This window comes from Streptomyces sp. NPDC048258, assembly GCF_043201995.1.
In the GTDB taxonomy this organism is placed as follows: Bacteria; Actinomycetota; Actinomycetes; order Streptomycetales; family Streptomycetaceae; genus Streptomyces.
Window position 1 is genome coordinate 226,487 of the sequence record NZ_JBICZH010000008.1, and the last position, 22,367, is coordinate 248,853.

Sequence of the window (22,367 nt, forward strand, 5' to 3'; positions counted from 1 at the left end):
TCAGTTGGGGGTTCGAATCCCTCCCCCGGCATTGCGTGCCGGGGTGGCCCAAGCCGGTAGAGGCGGCCCCGTAAATCTCAGATTCTCGCTCCAGTCTCAGTATTCGCCGCCGAACACCGGATCGACCGAGCGTGGACGATCATCGATGGATAGGGGTTCAAGTCCCTTCTGCGCCTCTCCTCATGGCGCGGTAGTTCAAAGGTAGAACACGTCGATCTAAGAATGATCCGCGACTCTTAAACGTGCCGGTGTGCGCAATTGGGTGGCAAACAGGAGCCCGGGAGCTGGATATGCTCCCGGGCTCCGTCACACCCCGGACCCAGGTCCGGGGCCGGTCACACCGGTACGGACACGAACGCCCTGCCCGCCTCGTTCTCGACCAGGATCGCCTTGACGTCCGCCGGGTCCACGGCCGCCGAGCCGTCCAGCGCCGCGCCCTTGCCCTCGCCGTTCTCCTGGCTGCCCACGACCCAGCCGCCGGCGGTGGAGCGCGTACCGTCCTTGGCGACCACGACCAGCCGGCACCGCTCGCCCGGCGGGACCCCGGTGACCGCGGCGTGCAGCCGTACCCACTTCGCGGCGGGAGTCATCTTCACGGTCATCCGTGAGCCCGTCACCGGATCGGTCGCCGAGAGCACCTTGGTCCCGGCAGGCTGCGAGGGGTCCGCCGACGCCGTCGTGGAAGGCCGCGGAGGCAATGCCACCGCATCCGGATCACCCGCGGCCAGCTGAGTACCGGCCCAGAACACGGCGGCCAGTGAGGCCGCCGCCGCCAGCCCCGCGAGCCCCAGGCCCCGGCGCCGCGCGCGCTCCCGCTCGCCGCGCATCTCCCGCAGCGTGCGCTGGAGCAACAGGTCCCCGCCCTGCGGCGGTCCGTCGAGGAACGCCTCCTCGGGCACCTCACCCAGTGCCGCTTCCATCTCGCGCAACGCGGCCACCTCCTCCCGGCACTGCACGCATCCGCTCATGTGTTCCTCGACCCGGCGGAGCTCCTCCGCGTCCAGGACGCCGAGCACGTACGGACCGAGCAGTTCCTCCTCGTGCCGCTGCCGGTTCATGCCACCACCTCACGCAGTCCGGCGGGCTGCTGGGGTGGCCTGCCCGGTCGTCTGCCATCGCTGTTGTCCTTGATGCCGCTGTCCCGGAAGACGTCGCGCAGGGCCTTGAGCGCGTAGTGCGAACGCGATTTGACCGTACCCGCCGGGATGCCGAGGCTGTCGGCGGCCTCGGCGACGCTGAGCTGCCGGTAGTACAACTCCTTCAGCACGTCCCGGTGTTCCGGCGACAGCTGGTCGAGAGCCCCGAGGACCGTCATCGTGTCCACCACCGAGTCGGCGTGGTCCGCCTCCACCGGGGGAGTGGCCGAAGCCCCGGAGACCTCCGGCGGCCGGGCCGCCCTGGCCCGGTACCGGTCCGTGATGATGTTGCGGGCCACCGTGAGCAGCCAGCCGCGCACCGAGCCCTTTCCGTTGACCAGCACCTCGGAGTGCCGCCAGGCCCGGATGAGCGTCTCCTGGACGACGTCCTCGGCGGCGGCCCGGTCCCCGGTCAGCCGGGTGGCGTACGCGAGCAGGGCGTGGCCGTGCTCCTCGTACACCGACTTGATCAGTGCCTCATCGGTCGAGCCCCGCCGAGTGCGGGGCCACAGTGGTCCGGCCATCTCACCCTCTCCGTCTTCCTCGCTTACGTGGTGCGGTCGGAACACGCCGCCCGGAACCTTCCGGTTCATGTGGCGTACGTCACTCGGGCGCGCCGTTCCCGTACGCCGCTCACATCCGGCAGGCGCGGCCCGAGTTGAGGCAGTCGACGACGGCGCCCATCTGCGGCTCCGTCATCGCGTTCACGAACATCGCGTGGTCCGTCTTCGGGCTGTGCCGCTGCTCGGGGAAGGAGTCAAGCGCGACGGGCACCCCCGCGGGGACCTCGTAGGCCAGGGAGATCCGGAGCTCGGGCACGGGGAAGGTGTCCTGCGGGCACACGCCGTTCGCCGAGGGGAACCGCAGGTGCGAGCGGTGTCCGGCGCCGACGGTGTCGAGGCCGTTCCAGCAGCTCGGGAAGGTGAGGGTGCGGGTGACGCGCTCTCCCGCGGGGCAGCGCGGATAGCGGGTGGTGGACCGGTCGGGGGAGCCGGAACAGCCCCAGCGGGCCCGGACGTCGGCGTCGCTCTCCGCCGTGTACGCGACGGCGTCGCCGGTCATCGCCCGCAGGAAGCGGGGCATCGCCACCACCTTGCTCACCGGACTGCCGCGGAACTCCACCAGGACCGAGGCTTCCGGCAGGATCTCGCCGGTGTTGCCGTGGCCCGCCGAACTCTCGTGCGGGCGCGCGCCCGGCCGGTCCGGGCGGCGCAGGACGGGCCAGTAGTACGCCGACCGGTCGCCGCCCGTGCAGCTGGTGGCGGCCGCGTCCAGGGAGGCGTCGGTCGACATCGCGTCCGTGGAGAGGTTCCCGACATAGGCGTGCGTGTGGTGGGCGCCCGCCCGCAGTCCCGGCGAGACCACCAGGTTGTCCTCGTTGTAGTGGCCCTGCTCGTTGCGGCCGCAGTCCACGACCACCGAGCCGGCCGAGGCGTCGGGGCCCGCTGCCGCCGCCGGGCCCGGGGCGCGCGCAACCTTCGATATGTCCACGTAATCGGAGGGGGCCGGACCGGCCGCCGCCGTCCCCGCGTGCGGTCCGGCCGCTCGCGAGGCCCCCAGCACGGCGGCGGTCAGGCCGCCGCCCAGGACCAGGCAGATGACGAGAGTGAGCAGTCGGCGTTCGTTCCCCATGGCGGTCACCGTCGCCCGTGGCGACAGCGTCGTCAACCTGGCATCCGGATGGCGGGCACCAAGCGGAACCATCCGCTCCGGATCACGATTTGTCCGCAAAAACCCTGCCTTGGGGCGAGACCGGGAAGCTCGGACCGGCCGGCCACCCCGGGTGAACCGGCCGCGCCGGCGGGCGGTTTGTCCGTGGGGTCGCTTGCCGGTCCGCGCGGCGACCGCGCACAGTACGGCGTATGACACCCGCCGAGCTGCTGCACGCCTTCGCCCGCACCCGCGCCTCGCTCGACGGCGAGGAGGTCACCTTCTGGTGGTCCGGCGACGTCCACTCCTGGTCCCCCGGGGAGGCCTACCAGCGCCTCTTCGGCTTCGAAGGGCTCAATGTCGCCCGGCTCGTCACGGACGAGGACGGCGGCGGCTACCAGCTGCTGTCCAGGGAAGCCGCCTTCTACCTGGACCCCCGGACCCGGGAGATCATGGAGAGCTGGGGCGGCAAGCCGGTGGTGCACGTCTGGAACGATCCGGCGAACCAGAAGTGGCGGCCGTTCCCGGTCCCCGTGACGGAGCTGGGCGACCAGGTCTGCTTCAGCCTGGAGATCCCGCTGGCCTATCCCTCGCCGCTGCCGGTCGAGGAATACCCGGACAATTCGGCTGATGACACCTACCGGGCGCTGGAGCTCTTCCAGTTCTTCGCGCCCGCCACCGCCCTGACCACCGAGGCGCCGAGCGTCCCCTCGACGATGTCCTGGACCCGGATGTCCCCGTGGCTGCCCTGGATGGAACAGGGCGGGCGCCCCGGCGGCCTCACCTTCCACTGCCGCGGGCGCAAACTCGGCTCCTACGCGGAGGTCCCCGAGCGCACACGCGCCTACATCGCCGCCCGGCACCCCGAATTCGCCCACGCCCCGGACAAGTGGACCGAGCCCAACGAGACCAGCTGGACGTACTTCCGCAAGCTCTTCCCGCCCCACCGGGAGGCGTCCGGGGAGTGACGCGGAACCGGCCCGCCGCGGCGGCCCGGCGCCCGCCGAGGGACCCGCGGGGGAGCGGCAGGGCGCGGACAAGGGTTTTCCCCGTATCCAGTTCATCCCCGTGTTGCCTACTGTCTGCCCACCGGCGATCTTCCTGACCCAGCGGCCGACACGCCAACCCCACATGGCATGATGCCGTTCGACCAGGGGGAATCACCGGTACCCGCCGTTGCCCTGCCCCACCGTCGAGGCCGGGGCAACGTGGCGCGCGGCGGCGGCCGGGACGAGTTCGACCAGCTCGCTCCCGGCCCCGCAGCCGCCAGTCACCTCCCACACTGCACCGACCGGCCGCTCCGGCCTGCCCGGAATCGGCCCGCGAAAGGGAACACCGTGCACGCATCCAGACGTAGGCTCATATCCGTGGTGGCGATGTCCGTCACGCTGCTCGCGGGCTCCGCCACCACCTCCATGGCGCTGGCCACCTCGGACCCTGCCGCCGCCGCTCCGGCCGCCACCGCGGCCGCCGCTCCGGTCGAGAACCTCATCGTCGGATACAAGGCCTCCGCCTCCGAGGCCAGTTCCAACAGCGCGGCCGCGGACGACGCCGCCGCCAAGGGCAAGAAGGCCGGCAAGAAGGCGAAGTTCGACCGCCGCCTCGGCACCGGCGCCGCCCTGGTCAGCCTCGGCTCCCCCGCCGACGCCGCCAAGGTGATGGCCCAGTTCCGCGCCGACCCGGACGTCGCCTACGTCGAGCCGGACTCCCGCGCCTACGCGCTGGCCACCCCGAACGACACCGAGTACGCCAAGCAGTGGGACCTCTTCGAGCCCACCGCCGGCATGAACGTCCCCGCCGCCTGGGACAAGACCACCGGCTCCGGCGTCACCGTCGCCGTGATCGACACCGGCTACGTCGCCCACTCCGACGTCGCCCCGAACGTCGTCGCCGGCTACGACTTCATCAGCAACTCCACCGCCGCCCGTGACGGCAACGGCCGCGACAACAACCCCGCCGACCAGGGTGACTGGAGCGCCGCCGGCGAGTGCGGCACCGGCTCCACGGCCAGCAACTCCTCCTGGCACGGCACGCACGTCGCGGGCACCATCGCCGCGGCCACGAACAACGCCAAGGGCGTCGCGGGCATCGCGTACAACGCGAAGATCCAGCCCGTCCGCGTGCTCGGCAAGTGCGGTGGCGCCACCTCGGACATCGTCGACGCCATCACCTGGGCGTCCGGCGGCACCGTCGCGGGCATCCCGGCCAACGCCACCCCCGCCAAGGTCATCAACATGAGCCTCGGTGGCTCGGGTGCCTGCACCGCCACCTACCAGAACGCCATCAACGCGGCCGTCGGCCGTGGCACGACCGTCGTCGTGGCCGCGGGCAACAGCAACTCCGACGCGGCCAACTTCTCGCCCGCCAGCTGCAACAACGTGATCAACGTGGCCGCCAGCAACCGCACCGGCGACCGCTCCTTCTACTCGAACTACGGCGCGATCATCGACGTCGCCGCCCCGGGCGGTGAGACCCGACGCGCCACGGACACCCCCGGCACCGTCACCACCCCCGAGAACGGCATCCTCTCCACCCTCAACGCCGGCACCACCACCCCCGGCGCCGAGATCTACAAGCCCTACCAGGGCACCAGCATGGCCGCCCCGCACGTCGCGGGCCTCGCCGCGCTCCTCGTCGCCGCCAAGCCCTCGCTGACCCCCGCGCAGGTCGAGTCGGCGATCAAGACCAACGCCCGCCCGCTCGCCGGTACCTGCACCGGTGGCTGCGGCGCCGGCCTCGCCGACGCGGCCGCGTCGGTCACCGCCGTGACCTCCGTGCCCGCCCCCACGTACGAGAACACCACCGACGTGGCGATCCCGGACAACGGCGGAGCCGTCTCCTCCTCCATCACCGTCTCGGGCCGCACCGGCAACGCCCCGGCCGCGCTCAAGGTGATCGTCGACATCAAGCACAGCTACCGCGGTGACGTCGTGATCGACCTGGTCGGTCCCGGCGGTGCGGTCGTCCAGCGGCTCAAGAACTCCTCGTCGAGCGACAGCGCCGCCAACATCTCCGCCACCTACACCGTCGACGCCTCCACGCTGCCCGCCAACGGCACCTGGCAGCTGCGCGTCCAGGACGTCTACTCCGCCGACACCGGCTACATCGACTCCTGGGGCCTCGGCTTCTGATCCGGTTCCCAACTCGGCCTGACGGGCCGATAGTACGGACCAAGTGAACCAGCGGGCCTGCCGATACACCTCGTATCGGCAGGCCCGCCGGCTTTTCCGGCCGCGTGACTGATTTCTGCGTCACAATCCGTGTTCACCCGGCATCCGACCTCGTATTGTCGCGTCACAGGGAAGGCACAGGAGCTGGGGACCGAGAGGCTGGTGGCTGTGCGTGGTGGCGGCGACGGGGCACGCTGACACAAGTGTCGGACAGGGCGAACTGGTCAAAGCGGTCGACCGCGCGCTGACCACGCACGGCCGGGCGCTGCTCACCGGCCCGGCCGGCGCGGGCAAGACCGAGGTCGTCCGCGCCGTCGCGGCGGCGGCCGAATCGCGCCGCGAGACCGTGCTGCGCCTCGCACCCGAGGCCGCCGACCAGTGGATCCCCGAGGCCTCCGCCGCGGCCCTCCTGGCCACCGTCCCCGGCGCCGCACTGGAACGGCTCTCCGGCCCCCAGCGCACGGCGATCGCCCTCCTGTGCCGCGAGGCGGACGCCCCCCGCGACGGCCGTGACCACGTCGCCCTGCGCCTCGCCGTCGTCGAGGTGCTCCGCACGCTCGCCGCCCGCCACCCCGTCCTCCTCGTCCTCGACAACGCCCAGTGGCTCGACGCCGAGAGCACCGACCTGCTCCGCTTCGCCCTGCGCCTCACCCCGCCGCGCGTCCGGGTCCTCGTCGCCGAATGCGTCCAGGGCGGCACATCCGTCGGCGAACCCCTCTGCGGCGCCGGCACCCCCGCGATCCGGGTGCCCCCGCTCGGCGCCGACGAGGTCGCCGAACTCCTCGTCCGCCACGGCCTCCCCGCCCGCCTCGCCGGCCGCATCCACCAGGCCAGCGGCGGCAACCCACGCCTCGCCCTCGCCCTCGGGCACTCCCTCGCCGAAGCCGCCGGTAGTCGCGACGCCGGCGCCCACCACGCCGACACCCTGCCCGTCTCCGGCCAGGCCCGCGAAGTGGCCCGCCGACTGCTCGCCGAGGCCCCCGCCCAGGCCCGCCGCACCCTGCTGCTCGCCGCGCTCGCCGCCCGCCCGACCACTGCCCTGCTGCGCCGGGCCGGGCGCCCCGACGCCGAGGCCGAACTGGCCGAGGCGGAACGGGCCGCGCTGGTCCGGGTGGGGGAGGACGGCACGATCGAGTTCACCGCCGGCGCCCTGCCCACCGCGCTCGCCGCCGACGCGGGCTGGCCCGAGCGCGCCGCCGGGCACGCCGCGCTGGCCGCCGCCGTCGACGACCCCGTCCAGGCCGTACGCCACCGCGCGCTGGCCGTGGACACCCCCGACCAGTGGCTCGCCGCGGAGATATCCGAGGCCGCCGCGGTCTGCCGCCGCCGCGGCCAGCGGGCCCTCGCCGCCGAACTCGGCCTGCTCGCCGCCGAACGCACGCCCTCCCACCTGGCCGGGGAACAGCTCGCCCGCCTCGTCACCGCCGCCGAGGACGCCGGCTGGGCCGGCCGTGCCGACCTCGCGCGCCGGGCCACCCGCGCCGTCCTGGCCCGCGACGCCTCACCCGCCGACAGGGTCCGCGCCCGGCTCGCCGTGATCGACGCCGCCGGCCAGGCCCTCGGCGCCCTCGACGAGACCTTCGCGTGCGCCATGGACGACGCCGCCGGGGACCCCTCGCTCCAGGCCGCCGTCCAGCTGCGGATCGCCTGGAAGCACAACCTCAGCGACGGCGACCCCGTCCGCTCCCGCGACGCCGCGGCCCGGGCCGGGGCCCTCGCCGCGCTCGGCGGCGACCAGGTCGCCGAGGCCATGGCGCTGACGGTACGGGCCCGCATGGGCCGCATCCTCGGGGACCCGGGCGCCGAGGCGATCCTCGCCGAGGCGCTCGCCCTGCCCGCCCCCGACGTACCGCTCGGCATGCGCAACGCGCCCCAGTACCTCGCCGTACGGCACGCCCTGTTCGACGACCGCCTGGACGACGCCCGCCGCCAGCTGATGGCCCTGCTGCCCGCCGTCCAGCGCACCGGCTCCGCCGAGGACGTCTTCGAGGTCCTGCGCAGCCTCACCGAGGTCGAACTGCGCAGCGGCCGCTGCGCGGCCGCCTCCGCCCGCGCCCGCCAGGCGCTGGAGCTGACGATCGAGGCGGGCCTCTCGCCCGGCCCCGCCTGGTACGTCGCGGCGATGGCCGAAGCCACCGGCGGCAGCTTCGCACGCGCCGCCGGATACGCCCGGCGTGGCATCCAGGCCTCGCAGGAGGAGCACGACCAGGTCTTCCTCTCCCGGAGCCTGCACGCGCTCGGCCTCGTCGAACTGGCCACCGGAGAGGCGGCGAAGGCCGTCGCCACCCTGCGCCGGGTCGCCGAACTCGAAGCCGCGCAGAAGGTGGTGGACCCCTCCGTCCTGCGCTGGCACGGGGAACTCGCCGAGGCCCTGGTCGCCGCCGACGCGACCGAGGAGGCCGCCCGGCTGATCGACTCCGTCCGTACCGTCGCCCGCGGCCTCGGCCGGACCGGGGTCGTCGCCGCACTCGACCGGGCCCGCGGCCTGTGCCTGTCCGCACAGGGCGACGCCGACGCCGCCGTGCAGCTGCTGGAGGCCACGGCGCAGCGGTTCGAGACGCTGCGGCTGCCGCTGGAGCGGGGCCGTACGTTGCTCGCCCTCGCCCGCGTCGAACGGCGCCGCCGGCGCCGCGCACCCGCGCGCGCCGCGCTCCAGGCCGCGGCCGAGGTGTTCCAGCAGGCCGGCGCGGCCCCGTGGACGGAACTCGCCAGGGAGCCGGCTCCCGGCGACGGGGGCGGTACGGAGACGGTGGCGGTCGCGGCCCTGACCGAGGCCGAGACCCGCCTCGCGCTGCTCGTCAGCCAGGGGGCCAGCAACCAGGAGGCCGCGGCGAAGCTGTTCCTCAGCGTGAAGACGGTGGAGGCCCGGCTGACCCGTATCTACCAGAAGCTCGACGTGCGCTCCCGGGCCCAGCTCGCCACCGCGCTGGCCACCGCACTGCGCTCCTCCCGCTGAGACGGCGCAGCCGCCGCGAACGACGCGGCGCCGGCGTGGCATGCCACGCCGGCGCTCGATCAGCGGATCAGCGATCAGCTGCCGGCGGAGAGGTTGCCGGAGAGGATCGGGATGTTGCTGAGGATGTGCGAGGCCGTCTCGTCGCCCTTGGCCTGCGTGGAGTTCTCGGCGCACTGCTGGTTCTGCGGGTTGGACGCCACGTTGATGTCCTGGACGCCGATGTTGGCGATCAACGCGAACAGGGACTGGGCGTTGACCTTGGCCGGCAGGCCGATGCAGAGCTTGTTCAGGGAGCCCTGGACGGCGCTGAGCTGCGGGCTCATCTTGCCGTGGGTCTCCTGGTTGCCGTAGATCTGCGCGGCGCCGTTGCCGTTGACGGTGTTGACGCCGTTGTCGTTGCCGATGGCCATCGCCGGGGTGGCTACTGCGGCGCCCGCGCCCAGCACGGAGGCGGTGACCGCGGCGGTGGCCATGAACTTCTTGAACATGTGGGGGATCCTTCTGTCGCACTGTCGCATGAGATAGCCGCCCTCGGCGGGCGAGCTGATCAACTGCTGTCGGCGCTCCTGGTTATCCCCACTCACCCGAGTGGCCCAACGTCACGAAGCGGCCCGGTCCCGCCGTCCGTGACGGCGAGACTGAGCTCCTCGTGTCCGAGGGTCAGCCGGTCTTGCGGCGGACCTTCTTGTTCTTGCCGCCGGGACCGCTGCTGGAACCCTGGACCTTCGCGCGACTCTGATGCGCCTGCTGGGACTGGGCATTCGCGGCGTTGCGCTCCAGCGCCTCCCGGAACTTGCGCTTGGCCTCGTCGGCCGGTGATTCGTCCTGCGGGGTGTCTGTCTCGTCTGCCATGTGTCCTCCTGGGGTGATCAAGCCGTTTCAGTCTGTCAGCTGGCGTGCCCGCTGACCAGCGAGTTCCGTTTGATGAGCTGCTCGGGCAGGTACGGGGAGACCACCGGCACGGGCCAGCCCATGCGCCGGGCATGGCAGACCAGCGCCAGGATGTCCAGGCTGAGGGCGGCCTCGGCCTCCTTGCCGAGGTCGCCGACCTCGTAGTGCTCGCGGTGCGCCTCCAGGGCGTCGGCCAGCGCCAGGGCGAAGCCCTCCCGGTCGCCCTCGACGAGCTGTGACAGCAGGACGACCGGCGGAACGACGAAGGTGGTGTCGCGCAGCGGGGCGATCACCCGCACCGCGCGCTCCAGGGCCGGCTCGGGGTCGGCCCCGCGCAGGTAGTCCTGGAGCGCCTGCCCGTACGCGGCCCCCGCGGTGGCGCTCCGGGCGAGGATCTCCGGGTCGGTCAGGACGCAGGCGGCGAGCAGCTCCCGCTGCCCCGTGATGAGCGCGAGGGCCACCAGGTCCAGCCAGGTGTACGGGTGCGGGCCGGCGGAGCGGCCGCCGGTCGCGGTCAGCCGGTGCGTGGTGCCCCCGACGGTGATGTCGACCTCGGTTCCCGCCTCGGCCCTCATCAGGCGCAGGGCGGCGGCCCCCGCCTCGGCGGCGCTCAGCAGCGCTTCCTGTTGCCGCTCGTCGCGTCCCTGCGGATCGACGGCCGCCCGCAGACGGAAGCGCCGCAGTTGCCGGCCGGTCAGCCCGAGCAGCAGTCCGGTGGCCTTGTCCGCGTCCGTCCCCGCCTCGCGGAATTCGGCCGGCTGCTGCCGCGCGTACTCGTCGTACTGGGCCAGGTCGGCCTGCTCGGCCGCCGGATGCGGCGGCCGGTCGACCACGATCGGCCCCGCGGCCAGCGCCTCCACGGCGTCGGCGCGCTTCTTCCGCCCGTAGGTGAGCACCCGCGGCTCGCCGGTGTCGAAGCAGCGGACCAGTGCCTCCGGGAGGTAGTCCGAGTCGATCTCGTTCGGCCGCCACTCGCCGCCGCCCCAGCGCCCCAGCGATGCGAGGGTGATGGCGTCGAGCGGCAGCAGGGTGCGCGGCGCGGGGTCGTCCTCGCCGGAGTGCTGGGCGTGGTGGTGCTCCAGCAGCGCCGTCAGCGCGCGGTGGTAGCCCGGGCGGTCGCCCGCGGCCAGGGCCCGCAGGGCGGTCAGGGCCGCCCGGTGGCCCGGCAGGTCGGTGCCGGGGCCGACCCCGTCGACCACCGAGTCGATCAGCGCCAGCCGTTCGGCGTCCGAGGTGCCGCGGGCCGCCGCGGCCGGGTCCTGGCCTTCGATGTGGCCGAAGGCGAGCGCCATGAGGGCGTGGACCAGCCCGATGTCGGCCCGGTCGGTGTGGCCGCGGAGCGTCGGGGCCGCGTCGACGAGCAGCCTGTCCTCCTGGGCGCCGCTGATCCAGTTGAGGTAGAAGGCGTTCAGCCAATGGCGCGGGGGTGCGGCGGCGTCCGCCGGGACCTCGGCGTCGTCCTCGTAGATCATCCCGCTGCCCGTGTACTCGACGATGACGCGCGCCCGGTCCTTCAGCCCCGCCCACAGGGCCGTCGAGCCGATCGCGGCCGTGGCCGCCGACTGGAAGGCGAGACGGCAGTCCTTCCCGCCGAGGAGTCCGGGATCGCGCACCGACCGGGCGGCCACGTAGTCCAGGAAGGACTCGGACACGAGCCACCAGCCGTACTCGGGTACATCGTGGTTGCTCATCCGGTGCACCTCGCCCTCGATGCGTTCGGCGAACCCCTCGACCGCCGCGTCCAGTGCCGCGGCCCCCACCTCGTGGCGCTCGATTCGCACCGTTGCCTCCCGCTTGTAACCCTGTTCGATCTTCAAGGGAAGCATAGGAGGGCTGGTGCGCGGCCCTTCCGTACCCAAGGATCGCTTGGGGAGGTCATAAGTTGTGATGATGGGGTCATAAGGCGATGCCGGGTGCCGGGTAAGGATTGCCTTAGTTTAGGGTTCCCTTTGATCCACCTGTGATCCACCTTGCTGTCGCTCGAAGGGAACCCCTGCCATGCCTCGCCCTCTGCGGGTAGCAATCGTCGGTGCCGGCCCCGCCGGGATCTATGCCGCCGACGCGCTGCTGAAGTCCGAGGCCGCCGCCGATCCCGGTGTGTCCATAGACCTCTTCGAGAAGATGCCCGCGCCGTTCGGCCTGATCCGGTACGGCGTGGCCCCCGACCACCCGCGGATCAAGGGCATCATCACGGCCCTTCACCAGGTGCTCGACAAGCCGCAGGTCCGCCTCTTCGGCAACGTCGACTACCCGGGTGACATCAGCCTCGACGAACTGCACTCCTTCTACGACGCCGTGATCTTCTCCACCGGCGCCACGGCGGACCGCGCCCTCGCGATCCCGGGCGTCGACCTCGACGGCTCCTACGGCGCCGCCGACTTCGTCTCCTGGTACGACGGCCACCCGGACGTCCCGCGCACCTGGCCGCTGGAGGCGGAGAAGGTCGCCGTGCTCGGCGTCGGCAACGTCGCCCTCGACGTCGCGCGCATCCTGGCCAAGACGGCCGACGAGCTGCTGCCGACCGAGATCCCGCCGAACGTCTACGACGGCCTCAAGGCCAACAAGGCCCTCGAAGTCCACGTCTTCGGGCGCCGCGGCCCGGCCCAGGCCAAGTTCAGCCCCATGGAACTGCGGGAGCTGGACCACTCGCCCACCATCGAGGTCATCGTCAACCCCGAGGACATCGACTACGACGAGGGCTCGATCGCCACCCGCCGCTCCAACAAGCAGGCCGACATGGTCGCCAAGACCCTGGAGAACTGGGCGATCCGGGACATCGGCGACCGGCCGCACAAGCTGTTCCTGCACTTCTTCGAGTCGCCCACCGAGGTGCTCGGCGAGGACGGCACGGTGGTCGGCCTGCGTACCGAGCGCACCGAGCTCGACGGCACCGGCAACGTCAAGGGCACGGGCCGGTTCACCGACTGGGACGTCCAGTCCGTGTACCGTGCCGTCGGCTACCTCTCCGACGAACTGCCCAAGCTCCCCTGGGACGTCGAGTCGGGAACGGTCCCTGACGAGGGCGGCCGCGTGATCGAGGCCGGCGGCCACCTGCAGTCGACGTACGTGACCGGCTGGATCCGGCGCGGCCCGGTCGGCCTGATCGGCCACACCAAGGGCGACGCGAACGAGACCGTCGCGAACCTGCTGGCCGACCACGCGGACGGCCGTCTGCACGCCCCCGCCGCGCCCGCGCCGGAGGCCGTCGAGGACTTCCTCGGCGAGCGCGGCGTGCGTTACACGACGTGGGAGGGCTGGCACCGGCTGGACGCGGCCGAGAAGGCGCTCGGCGAGCCCCAGGGCCGCGAGCGCGTGAAGATCGTCGAGCGCGACGACATGCTGGAGGCCAGCGGAGCCTAGAGGCCGGACGAGGGGGCCGGGGCCGGGACGGGTCCCGGCCCCGGCCCCCTCGCGTACGCGGGTCAGTCCCGGACGGACACGATCTTCCGGGTGGCCAGATCGGCCTGGACGTAGACCTCCGTCGTGTCGCTGCCCCACGTCAGCGTGACCGTGGCGCTGGTCCTGCCCACCCCGCTTCCGGTGGAGGTGACCCTCCACTCGATCGGCACGTTCTGCGCGCGGAGCACGCCGTCCGCGTGGTTCGTCTCCTCCCACTGCCTCAGCTCCGCCTGGAGCGGCTCGGAGAGGTAGAAGCCGCGCAGCCGGTCCGCGGTCCGGCCGTCTCCGTCGTACACCGCGTCGATGTAGGAGCCGTAGAAGTCGGCGATCCGGGTGAAGGCGGCCTCGGGGCTGCCCGAGACGGACGGAGCCGCGGCCGCCGGGGCCTGCTGCGGCGTGGATCCGTCCGCGGAGGCGCCGGTGACGAAGGCGAGGGTGAGTACGGCGGCGGCCGCGAGGGCGAGGGAGGCGGTTCGCTTGGCTGTGGGCTTGGACATCGGCTGAGCCTTTCCCCGTGCTGAGTGGCTGCACCGACCGACGCCGTCGCGGCCCCGCCCGGTTCTCGGAATGCGAGGAATGGCCGAAAAGTCACGCCGACGGGTGTGACGGGCAGGCCAGAGGCGCCGTCGGGCACCTCCCCGCCCTCGTACGGCGGCCCGATCACGTCGTTCGTCCGGGGGACCAGGGACACCCGGCGGAATGCCGCGCCGATCGCGGGAGTTCCCACCAGCGCGAGACCTGATCCCGTACGCAATGGAGAGCTCATGAAGATCGGCATCATCGGCGCGGGCAACATCGGCGGCAACCTCACCCGCCGCCTCACGGCCCTCGGACACGACGTGTCCGTGGCGAACTCGCGCGGACCCGGAACCCTGACCGCCCTCGCCGAGGAGACCGGCGCCACCCCCGTCACCGTCGCCGAAGCGGCGCGCGGCGCCGAGATCGTCGTGGTCACCATCCCCTTCAAGAACGTGCCGGACCTGCCCTCCGGCCTCTTCGACGGAGCCGCCGACGGCTTCACCGTCATCGACACCGGCAACTACTACCCCCAGCAGCGCGACGGCCGGATCGCCGGCGTCGAGGACGAGGGCCTCACCGAGAGCCGCTGGACCGAGCGCGCGCTCGGCCACCCCGTGATCAAGGCCTTCAACGGCACCTACGCCCAGGACATCCTCGACCGGCACCGCCCGGCGGGCGCCCCGGACCGGATCGCGCTGCCCGTCGCGGGCGACGACGAGGCGGGGAAGAAGGCCGTCCGCGCCCTCATCGAGGAGCTCGGCTTCGACACCGTCGACGCCGGCGGTCTCGACGACTCCTGGCGCCAGCAGCCCGACACGCCCGTCTACGGGCTCCGGGAAGGCGTCGAAGGCGTCACCAAGGCCCTTGCCGAAGCCTCCCCGGAACGCAAGGCGGCCTTCCGCGGCTGACGGACGCGCGCCCGCCGGGAACCCGGCCTGCGGCGCCGCTCCCGCGGCCCGCACGGCCGGCCCCCGACGGTCCGCATGCGGTTAACCTGGCTCCGGGCATGGGGAGTTCCGGGGACCACCGCGGGCCGGGGGACCCCCGGAGTCGAACTCAGGAGGACGGATGCTGGCCGAGTCTGTGACGGCGCTCGCCGGGGCGGGTGCCACCGCGCTGATCGGGGCCATGGCCACCGACATGTGGCAGGGGGCCCGCAGCGGGGCCGTCCGGCTCTTCGGCCGGGGCGGCGAGGCACGCGGCGACGCGATCGGGGCGCAGCTCGACGACGACGCCGTGCTCGTCGTGCGCGCCGAACCGGGCGGCGCGGACGAGATCCGGGAGGAACTCCGGCCCGTGTGGCGCCGCAGGCTGCTCCTGCTGCTGGAAGAACACCCCGACTCCGAGGCAGAGTTGCGCGAGCTGGTCGAGCGGGTGCGGAGCGGACTGCCGGCCGAACGCCAGGTATGGGTGCAGTCGAACACCGCCCGGGACCACTCCACCCTGTTCGCCGTGCAGGGCGGCAACCTCCACTACCACCAGGCCGCCGACGGGCAGTTGCCGCCGCCCGACGAGCAGAACGGTACGGACGGGACCTCCTGACGGGCACGAACGCCTCATCGCGGCGCTGGAACGCGTCGGGGGCCCCGCCCACCCCGACATCCCCGAAGCCCGCGGCTACCTGGAGGAGCTGAGGCGGCGGCTGTCCTGCACGAACCCCCTGTTCTAGCCCCGTTCCACCAGCCCCCGTACGAAGGCGGCCTGGCCCGCGTGCTGGAGGTCGTCGCTCAGCACACTGACCAGGCGCACCCCCAGGGTGACCGGCGGGTCCCAGCGCTCGTCCACCACCCGGTCCAGGTCCGTGGCGGCGAGCTGCCGGACGAACCGCAGGGTCTGCTCGTGGACCGCGTCGTGGTACCCCAGCAGCAGCTCGCCGGAGTCGACCCGCACCGAGCCGGCCTGTCGGGCGGTGTGGCCGTATCCGGTCGACCCGGCGGGCAGGGACAGGGCGAACCGGGCCGCCCAGTCCTGTGCCCGCCAGACCTGTTCGAGATCCGCGGCATCCGCCACGTGGTCGTCCTGGATCCGGGTGAGGTGCCAGACGAGCCAGGTGATCGAGTTGGCCGCCGGGTCGACGCGGGCGTTGAGCCGCTCCGCGGGGAGCCCTTCGACGACCTCGTGCACGATCTCCCGGATCCGTCCGAATCCGTCGGCGATGACGTCCGTAGCCTTCATGCACTCACCATGCGGGGCGCCCTGGCCCGCCCGCCGCGAGCGACACGCGGGTCAGCGGGCGGCGTCGGCCTTCTCCACCACCGCCGGCTCCTCCGAACCGGCCGGCTCCTCCGGACCGGCCGGGGCCGCGGCAGCGGCCGGTGCGGCGGCAGCGGTCACGGTCCCGTGCCCGCCCCGCAGGCCGAACCGGCTGATCACCGCGACCAGGGCGAACGCCGCGGCGCCGATCCCGAAGGTGAGGGTGAACCCGGACTCGGCGGGCAGCGCGGGGACGCCCGCCGGCAGGTGCTCGATGGTCTTGGACGCCAGGATGGTGGTCACGATGGCGCTGCCGATCGCGCTGCCGGTGGAGCGGGAGATCGAGTTGATGCCGTTGGCGATGCCGCTCTGGTGGTGCGGCACGCTGGCCATGATCACGGCGGGCATGGCCGCGTAGCCGAAGCTGACGGCCGCACCGACGACCAGGCCGGCGCCGATCACCGAGGCGCTGTGCTGATGGTCCAGGGCGAGCCAGGCGAAGCCGACGGCGCCGAGCGCGGCGGCCAGGCCCAGCGCCACGCGCGGACCGCGGTGGCGGACCAGCTGGCCGCCGACGGGCGAGGCGAGCAGCGAGACGATCGCCCCGGGCAGCAGGAACTGCACGGAGGCGCGCAGGATCGACGCGTCGAAGCCGTAGCCGGTGAGGGCCTTCGGCATCTGGACGAGGTACGAGACCCCCAGGAAGTTCGCGAACATGCCGAACCCGACGAGGATGCCGGCCAGGTTGGCCATCAGCACCGGGCGGTGGACGAACATCCGCATGTCGACGAGGGGCTCGCGGACCTTGCGCTCGACGAGCACCCAGACGGCGGTCATGACGGCGGCGCCGGCGAAGCTGCCCAGCGTACGGGCGGAGGCCCAGCCCCACTCGTGGCCCTGGGAGATCGGCAGCAGGAGCAGCAGCAGCGCGATGCCGAGGGTCAGCGCGCCGAGGAAGTCGGTGCGCCCGCCCGTCTTGTGGCGGGTCGCGGGGACCAGGACGACGACAGCGAGCAGGGCGAGGGCCGCGAAGCCGGTCGCCATCCAGAAGGCATTGCGGTAGTCGGCGCCGGACCCGGAGGTGAGCAGCCCGGTGGCGACGAGCGCCAGGCCGCTGCCGAACGCGAGCGTGCCGCTGACCAGTGCCATGGCGCCCGGCAGCTTCTGCGGCCGGACCTCCTCGCGCAGGACGGAGAGGGCCAGCGGGAAGATCGCGGTGGCGGCTCCCTGGAGCACCCGGCCCAGGATCAGCAGCGGGAGCGAGGTGGCCAGCGCGGCGATGACGGAGCCGACGACCATGACGCCGAGCACGGCCACCAGGGTCGGCTTCTTGCCGTGCTGGTCGCCGAAGCGGCCGAGGAGCGGGGTGAAGACGGCCGCCGACAGCAGGGTCGCGGTGGTCACCCAGCTCACGTTGGCTGTGGAAGTGCCGAGGTCGTTGCGGATGAGGCCGAGGATCGGGACCGGCAGGGTCTGCATCATCGACACGACCATGGCGGCGAGGCTCAGGGCGAAGACGATGACCGTCTCGTTCCGTCGCCCGGCGGCCGGGGCGGCGGCGGGGGAGTGGGTGCTCATGGCTGGCAGGACCTTCTTCGGGCGTCAGAGCTTCAGGGCGCAGATGTTTGATGTCATCAAGTAACTCGGTCGACGGTAGACGTCAATAGTTCAGGTGGTCAAGTAAACAATTGATAATGTCAACGATCCTGAGTACGCTCCAGGTATGAGCGACACCGCCGCCTACACCGCCCCCACCAAGCTCCAGCTCCTGGAACTGCTCGCCGCGATCGGCACCGCCCAGTGGCGCGATTTCGCGGCCGCAGCCGCCCGCTACGGCCTCACCTCCACCCAGGCCCGGGTGCTCGCCCAGCTCGACGGCCCCGTGCCGATGCGCGGACTCGCCACGCTGCTGGTGTGCGACGCGTCGAACGTGACGGGCATCGTCGACCGCCTGGAGGCCCGCGAGCTGGTGCGCCGCGAGCCGGCCCCCACCGACCGCCGCGTCAAGAACGTGGTGGCCACCGACGCCGGCCGGGAGATCATCCGCCGGGTACGGGAGGAGATGCAGGCGACGCACAGCGCGCTGGACACCCTCGACGAGGCCGAGAGCACGACGCTCTACGCCCTCCTGGAGCGCCTGCGTCCCACGATGGAGAAGGACGCCTGAGGGACGCTCGGGCCGAAATCGCGTCGACGGCGTGCGCGCCCGGAACTAGCCTCGACCTTCATGAGCTCCCTGCAGACGATCAATGACGTGCCCGTCCTGATGTACGAGGCCGAGGGCGGGACCATCGCGAGTGAACGCGAAGCCCTGGACTGCATCGGCGATGCCGGCTACCAGGGTGCTCAGTGGGTCGTGATCCCCGTCGCGCGGTTCGACGAGACGTTCTTCCGGCTGAGCACCCGCGTCGCCGGCGAGATCATCCAGAAGTTCGTCCAGTACCGGATGGGCGTCGTCGTCCTCGGTGACATCACCCCGCATACGGCGGCCAGCCCGGCGCTGCGGGACTTCGTCCGCGAGTGCAATCGCGGGCGCCAGACCTGGTTCCTCGCCGACCTGGCGGAACTGCGGGAGCGACTGGCCGGGTCGGCGGTATGAGCGGCGGCGTGGACGGTCGTACGAGCGGCGGCGCCGGAGTCCGGGTCCTGCGGGCGGCCGACCGTACCGCCACCGTGTGGAAGAACGGCGGGGGAGTCACCCGCGAGATCGCGGTCCGGCCCGAGGGCTCGGGTATGGACGACTTCGTCTGGCGGGCGAGCCTCGCCGAGGTCGGCTCCGACGGCCCCTTCTCGGCCTTCCCCGGGATCGACCGCACCCTCACCCTGGCCGAGGGCGCGGGCATGGACCTCACCGTCGGGGGCGTGCGCCGCCTCGTGGACGAGCGCTACGCGCCGCAGGACTTCGCCGGGGACGAGCCGACCGACTGCCGGCTCCTCGACGGCCCCGTCGTGAACTTCAACGTGATGTACCGCAGGGGCGCCGCTGTGGTGGAGACCGCCGTCGTACGCGGCCGGCTCACCCTCGCCGCCCCGCCGGACGAGACCCTGCTGGTGGTGGCCCTGGAGGGAGCGGCGGCGCTCGACGCGGACGGCCGGGCCGTCGTGCTGGACCCGTACGACGCGGTCCTCGCGCCGGGCCCCTTCACCGGCCTCGTACGGACCTCCGGGCGCGCGGCCGTGGTGCGCTTCCGGTAGGCCGGTCCCCGCCCCGTCCCCGGGCGGCGCCGGGGCGGCCGAGGAGGATGCCCGTCAGGGCCAGCGCGAGCCCGCAGAGCTGCTGGAGGCTGAGCGTCTCGCCCGCGATCGCCGTGCCCAGCAGCACGCCCGTCACCGGGTTGAGCAGGCCGAGCAGGCCGACCGTACCGGCGGGCAGGCGCCGCAGACCGGCGAACCAGGCGGCGAAGGCCAGCGCCGTCGCCACCACGGTGACGTAGCCGAATCCCAGCAGGGCGGCCCCGTCGAGCGCGGGCGGCGCCCCCTCCACGGCCGCGGCGAACGGCAGCAGCACCAGGCCGCCGCCCAGCAGCTGCCAGGAGGTCGAGGCGAGGACCTCGACCTCGCCGCTCCACCGCTTGGCGAGGACGTAGCCGAGCGAGGACATCGCCATGGCGGCGACCGACGCGAACACGCCGAGGGCGTCGAGCGACACGCTCGCCGTGAGCAGCATCAGACACACCCCGGCCGCGCCGACGGCCGCGCCCGCCAGATGCCGCGGCCCCGGCCGCTCGGCGATGAGCGCCCAGGCGATCAGCATCATCACCAGCGGGGCCGTCGCCATGACCGTCGAGGCCACGCTCGTCGGCAGCCGCTGCGCGGCGAGGTACACCAGCGCGAAGAAGCCGCCCGTGGTGAGGACGCCCAGCAGCAGGGACTTCCACCACCAGGACCCGCTCGGCAGCTTCCGGCACACGGCCAGGAGCAGCAGGCCCGCGGGCAGCGCCCTGATCGCCGCTCCGTACAGGGGATGGCCGGCGGGCAGGAACTCGCGCGTGACGAAGTAGTTCGTGCCCCACGCCACCGGCGCGATGGCCGTGACGAGTGACCACCGCAGATTGGCTTCCATGGAAGGTATTATATCTTCCATGGAAGCTATGGACCATGTCGCCCGCATCCAGGCCGAGTGGGCGCGCGAACGGCCCGACGTCGACGTCAGCCCCCAGGGGGTGATCGGCCGCCTGCACCGCCTCGGCCTGCTCCTGACCGAACGCCTCTGCCTCGTCTACGGCCGGTACGGCCTCGGGGAGGGGGACTTCGACGTCCTGGCCGCGCTGCGGCGCGCGGGAGCGCCCTTCGAACGGGCGCCCGGCGAACTCGCCGTGCACACGATGGTGACGACCGGCGCGATGACCAAGCGGATCGACCGGCTGGAACGGGCCGGCCTGGTCACCCGCCGGCGGTCGGCCGCCGACGGCCGGGGCCGCGTGGTCGCCCTCACCCCGGCCGGCCGGGACCTGATCGACCAGGCCTTCACCGAACACATGCGCAACGAGCGGAGCCTCCTGGACGGCCTGACGCCCGAGGAGGCCGCGCAGCTGGAGGCGCTCCTCACCACCTGGCTGGCGAGGGTGGAACCACCGCCGCCCGCGGCGTGAGCGCTCAGCGGACCCCCAGCTTCACCCACTTCGCGGTGCTGGGGACGCCCTTCGCGTCGAGCAGGAACAGCATGTAGTACCCGGGCGGCGCGTCGGCCGCGGTCGGCGGCGTCCGGAGCCCCACCGTGGTGCCGCGGACGCCGGTGAGCCGGAGCTCCAGGTGGCGCTGGCTGGTGTTCACCGAATGGGTGACGGTCGTCGGCGCCAGCAGCACGGCGCGCGCGACATCCTTCGGCGTGGAGCTCACGACCTCGAAGGCCTGGTCGTGGGCGAGCTCGCCCGCCGGTACCCGGTCCAGGGCCGGCCGGGGCCCGCGGTGCAGGTAGGCGGGCTCGTAGAGCTCGATGCTGCCGTCCATCCCGTCCGTGATGTCGGGGTCGTTGGCGATCTGCTGGAGCTCGTCCCCCGTGACCATCATCCGGCCGTCCGGCATGACCAGGGCGTTGGAGTGGTAGCCCCGGGGCAGCCGCTGGGCCGGACCGAGCCGCCAGCGGCCGCGCGCGTCGCGCAGCTCGATCTGCCGGAACTTCAGATCGGCCTTCGGGTTGAAGGGCCCGTTGCCGTAGTCCCGGGTGTCGAGCGCTCCGTTGACGGTCAGCAGCGTGCCGTCCGGCAGGATCAGGGTGTCGTCCTGGGTGCGGCCGAAGGCCCGCGGCTCCTCGGTGCTCCAGCGGCCGCCGGAGAGCCGGTACGTATGCGGGTCGCGCGGGTCGCCGCCCAGCACCAGGACCGAGTCCGGGCCCCGGAAACCGGCCGGGAGCGGCACTGCCGAGCCGTACCCGCGGAAATCCGCGGGCCGCCGCGGCAGGTCCGTGCGCACCTCCTTGACCGGGTCGAACAGCCACTGCTGGTCGGCGTCGCGGCCCAGCCCGTAGATCATTCCGTCCCGCAGCGAAAAGAGGTGCGGATAGTCGTTGCGGAACGGGGCGTCCGACCGCAGCCGCTGCGGGGCGAGGTCCAGCGGGATGTCGTACGGGCGCCACGGCACGGGATGGCGCAGTGCGGGGAAGCGCTCCACGACCGGGGTGGGTGTGCCCGTACCGCGCTCGGACTGGCCGGACATGATGATCTGGCGGCCGTCCGCCCCGGTGACGACCGACGGGTACCAACGGCCCACGGACATGTCCCGGTTGCGGAACCAGGTCTCGGTCCACGGGTCGAACACGAAGGACAGCTTGGCGCCGCTGCCGCCCTTGCCGCCGACGTTGCCGCCGAAGACGCCGACCATCCCGTTGGGCAGGAAGGCGTGTCCCGCGCAGAAGAAGGGTGCCGGGCGCGGGGTGTAGGTGCCGTCGGGCATCAGGACGATGGGCGGCGCCACCTTCTTGAAGGCCTGCGCCCCGGTCCCCCGGGCCGGGTCCCAGAGGTAGGCGCGGCCCGCGTTCGTCCGGCCGACCGTGTTCGTGGGCCCGGTCTCCTTGGTGGGATCGGCCTCCACGCGCTCGAAGGAGAAGAGCAGCACCTTGCCCGTCGGCAGCTGGGCCACGTGGACACCGAAGTCCGGCGAGGGGAAGAACTCCGTGAACCGGCCGAACTCCGCTGCCGCGAAGCCCGCGTTGGTCTCGCGCTGGGACTCCTGGAGCGTGACCAGGCTCGCCGTGCGCTTCGACTGCGGGTAGCCCTGCGTGCCCTTGGCCGCCTCGCGCAGCCGCGCGTGCGCCCGGGCGTGGTCCTCGCCGATCACGGCGGCCTCGTCCGGCCTCGGCTCGGGCCCCGGCGCCGGGGCGGGCGACACCGCCGTGAGGGCCGCGGTGACGGCGATGACCCATGCCGACACGGCGGCGGACCGATGGGCGCGGGACAGGGGACTCCTCATTGCGCCGATATTAGGAGAAAAGGGATCAATCGCACCGGTGTGACT

At 72.8% G+C, this 22,367-nt stretch carries 21 protein-coding genes; 10 read left to right on the plus strand and 11 right to left on the minus strand.

Annotated elements, in window-relative coordinates:
• Positions 1–335 precede the first annotated feature (335 nt).
• From ACGFYQ_RS20350 to ACGFYQ_RS20360, 3 genes are all read right to left on the minus strand, one after another.
• The gene (locus tag ACGFYQ_RS20350; protein WP_393745715.1) at positions 336–1,058 is read right to left on the minus strand and encodes an anti-sigma factor family protein; all 723 of its coding nucleotides are present in this window, start codon (positions 1,056–1,058) and stop codon (positions 336–338) included.
• Positions 1,055–1,660: a sigma-70 family RNA polymerase sigma factor gene (locus tag ACGFYQ_RS20355; protein ID WP_393745717.1), complete on the minus strand. Its 606-nt coding sequence runs from the start codon at positions 1,658–1,660 to the stop codon at positions 1,055–1,057. The genes ACGFYQ_RS20350 and ACGFYQ_RS20355 overlap by 4 nt, the downstream gene beginning before the upstream one ends.
• A 109-nt stretch (positions 1,661–1,769) precedes the next feature.
• A complete protein-coding gene (locus ACGFYQ_RS20360) occupies positions 1,770–2,768 on the minus strand; it encodes a DUF1996 domain-containing protein (RefSeq protein WP_393745719.1) in 999 nt (332 codons plus the stop codon).
• Positions 2,769–2,998: 230 nt separating this feature from the next.
• Between ACGFYQ_RS20360 and ACGFYQ_RS20365 the strand changes: the two genes are divergently transcribed.
• From ACGFYQ_RS20365 to ACGFYQ_RS20375, 3 genes are all read left to right on the plus strand, one after another.
• A complete protein-coding gene (locus ACGFYQ_RS20365; RefSeq protein ID WP_393745721.1) occupies positions 2,999–3,754 on the plus strand; it encodes a DUF1838 family protein in 756 nt (251 codons plus the stop codon).
• Positions 3,755–4,162: 408 nt separating this feature from the next.
• Entirely contained in the window at positions 4,163–5,917 is a 1,755-nt protein-coding gene (locus ACGFYQ_RS20370) for a S8 family serine peptidase (protein WP_393745935.1), read from the plus strand.
• A gap of 211 nt (positions 5,918–6,128) precedes the next feature.
• A complete protein-coding gene (locus tag ACGFYQ_RS20375) occupies positions 6,129–8,912 on the plus strand; it encodes an AAA family ATPase (protein ID WP_393745723.1) in 2,784 nt (927 codons plus the stop codon).
• A 74-nt stretch (positions 8,913–8,986) separates the two neighbouring features.
• On the opposite strand, the gene ACGFYQ_RS20380 is transcribed toward ACGFYQ_RS20375, so the two are convergent.
• From ACGFYQ_RS20380 to ACGFYQ_RS20390, 3 genes are all read right to left on the minus strand, one after another.
• Entirely contained in the window at positions 8,987–9,400 is a 414-nt protein-coding gene (locus ACGFYQ_RS20380; protein WP_393745725.1) for a rodlin, read from the minus strand.
• A gap of 172 nt (positions 9,401–9,572) precedes the next feature.
• Positions 9,573–9,764, minus strand: a complete 192-nt coding sequence (locus tag ACGFYQ_RS20385) for a DUF5302 domain-containing protein (RefSeq protein ID WP_150521078.1) — start codon at positions 9,762–9,764, stop codon at positions 9,573–9,575.
• A 35-nt stretch (positions 9,765–9,799) separates the two neighbouring features.
• Complete coding sequence (locus ACGFYQ_RS20390) at positions 9,800–11,620, minus strand: Imm49 family immunity protein (protein ID WP_393745728.1); 1,821 nt, start codon at positions 11,618–11,620, stop codon at positions 9,800–9,802.
• A 181-nt stretch (positions 11,621–11,801) separates the two neighbouring features.
• Here ACGFYQ_RS20390 and ACGFYQ_RS20395 point away from each other — a divergent pair, with 181 nt between their 5' ends.
• A complete protein-coding gene (locus ACGFYQ_RS20395) occupies positions 11,802–13,163 on the plus strand; it encodes an FAD-dependent oxidoreductase (protein ID WP_393745730.1) in 1,362 nt (453 codons plus the stop codon).
• Positions 13,164–13,225: 62 nt separating this feature from the next.
• Here ACGFYQ_RS20395 and ACGFYQ_RS20400 read toward each other — a convergent pair whose 3' ends face one another.
• A complete protein-coding gene (locus ACGFYQ_RS20400; protein WP_393745732.1) occupies positions 13,226–13,699 on the minus strand; it encodes a hypothetical protein in 474 nt (157 codons plus the stop codon).
• Positions 13,700–13,966: 267 nt separating this feature from the next.
• On the opposite strand from ACGFYQ_RS20400, the gene ACGFYQ_RS20405 reads away from it, so the two are divergent.
• Both ACGFYQ_RS20405 and ACGFYQ_RS20410 read left to right on the plus strand, forming a co-directional pair.
• The gene (locus ACGFYQ_RS20405; RefSeq protein ID WP_393745734.1) at positions 13,967–14,629 is read left to right on the plus strand and encodes an NADPH-dependent F420 reductase; all 663 of its coding nucleotides are present in this window, start codon (positions 13,967–13,969) and stop codon (positions 14,627–14,629) included.
• A gap of 160 nt (positions 14,630–14,789) precedes the next feature.
• A complete protein-coding gene (locus ACGFYQ_RS20410) occupies positions 14,790–15,263 on the plus strand; it encodes a hypothetical protein (RefSeq protein WP_393745736.1) in 474 nt (157 codons plus the stop codon).
• A 123-nt stretch (positions 15,264–15,386) separates the two neighbouring features.
• Here the strand turns inward: ACGFYQ_RS20410 and ACGFYQ_RS20415 are convergent, their stop codons facing one another.
• Together ACGFYQ_RS20415 and ACGFYQ_RS20420 are read right to left on the minus strand one after the other, a co-directional pair.
• Positions 15,387–15,896: a DinB family protein gene (locus ACGFYQ_RS20415; RefSeq protein WP_393745738.1), complete on the minus strand. Its 510-nt coding sequence runs from the start codon at positions 15,894–15,896 to the stop codon at positions 15,387–15,389.
• Between the two features lie 51 nt (positions 15,897–15,947).
• Positions 15,948–17,492: an MFS transporter gene (locus ACGFYQ_RS20420; protein WP_393745740.1), complete on the minus strand. Its 1,545-nt coding sequence runs from the start codon at positions 17,490–17,492 to the stop codon at positions 15,948–15,950.
• Between the two features lie 145 nt (positions 17,493–17,637).
• Between ACGFYQ_RS20420 and ACGFYQ_RS20425 the strand changes: the two genes are divergently transcribed.
• The 3 genes from ACGFYQ_RS20425 to ACGFYQ_RS20435 are packed head-to-tail and all read left to right on the plus strand — an operon-like array spanning position 17,638 to position 19,109.
• On the plus strand, positions 17,638–18,081 hold the full coding sequence (locus tag ACGFYQ_RS20425; RefSeq protein ID WP_393745742.1) for a MarR family winged helix-turn-helix transcriptional regulator: 444 nt from the start codon (positions 17,638–17,640) through the stop codon (positions 18,079–18,081).
• A gap of 60 nt (positions 18,082–18,141) precedes the next feature.
• Complete coding sequence (locus ACGFYQ_RS20430) at positions 18,142–18,513, plus strand: DUF4180 domain-containing protein (RefSeq protein ID WP_393745744.1); 372 nt, start codon at positions 18,142–18,144, stop codon at positions 18,511–18,513.
• Between the two features lie 8 nt (positions 18,514–18,521).
• Positions 18,522–19,109: a HutD family protein gene (locus ACGFYQ_RS20435; RefSeq protein ID WP_393745746.1), complete on the plus strand. Its 588-nt coding sequence runs from the start codon at positions 18,522–18,524 to the stop codon at positions 19,107–19,109.
• Here the strand turns inward: ACGFYQ_RS20435 and ACGFYQ_RS20440 are convergent.
• Positions 19,057–19,977, minus strand: a complete 921-nt coding sequence (locus tag ACGFYQ_RS20440) for an EamA family transporter (RefSeq protein ID WP_393745748.1) — start codon at positions 19,975–19,977, stop codon at positions 19,057–19,059. The genes ACGFYQ_RS20435 and ACGFYQ_RS20440 overlap by 53 nt on opposite strands.
• Before the next feature lie 19 nt (positions 19,978–19,996).
• Here ACGFYQ_RS20440 and ACGFYQ_RS20445 point away from each other — a divergent pair, with 19 nt between their 5' ends.
• Positions 19,997–20,506, plus strand: a complete 510-nt coding sequence (locus ACGFYQ_RS20445) for a MarR family winged helix-turn-helix transcriptional regulator (RefSeq protein ID WP_393745750.1) — start codon at positions 19,997–19,999, stop codon at positions 20,504–20,506.
• 4 nt (positions 20,507–20,510) lie between these two features.
• On the opposite strand, the gene ACGFYQ_RS20450 is transcribed toward ACGFYQ_RS20445, so the two are convergent.
• Positions 20,511–22,322 carry a galactose oxidase-like domain-containing protein gene (locus ACGFYQ_RS20450; protein ID WP_393745753.1) on the minus strand — a complete coding sequence of 604 codons (1,812 nt, stop codon included), beginning with the start codon at positions 22,320–22,322 and terminating at the stop codon, positions 20,511–20,513.
• Between the last annotated feature and the right edge of the window lie 45 nt (positions 22,323–22,367).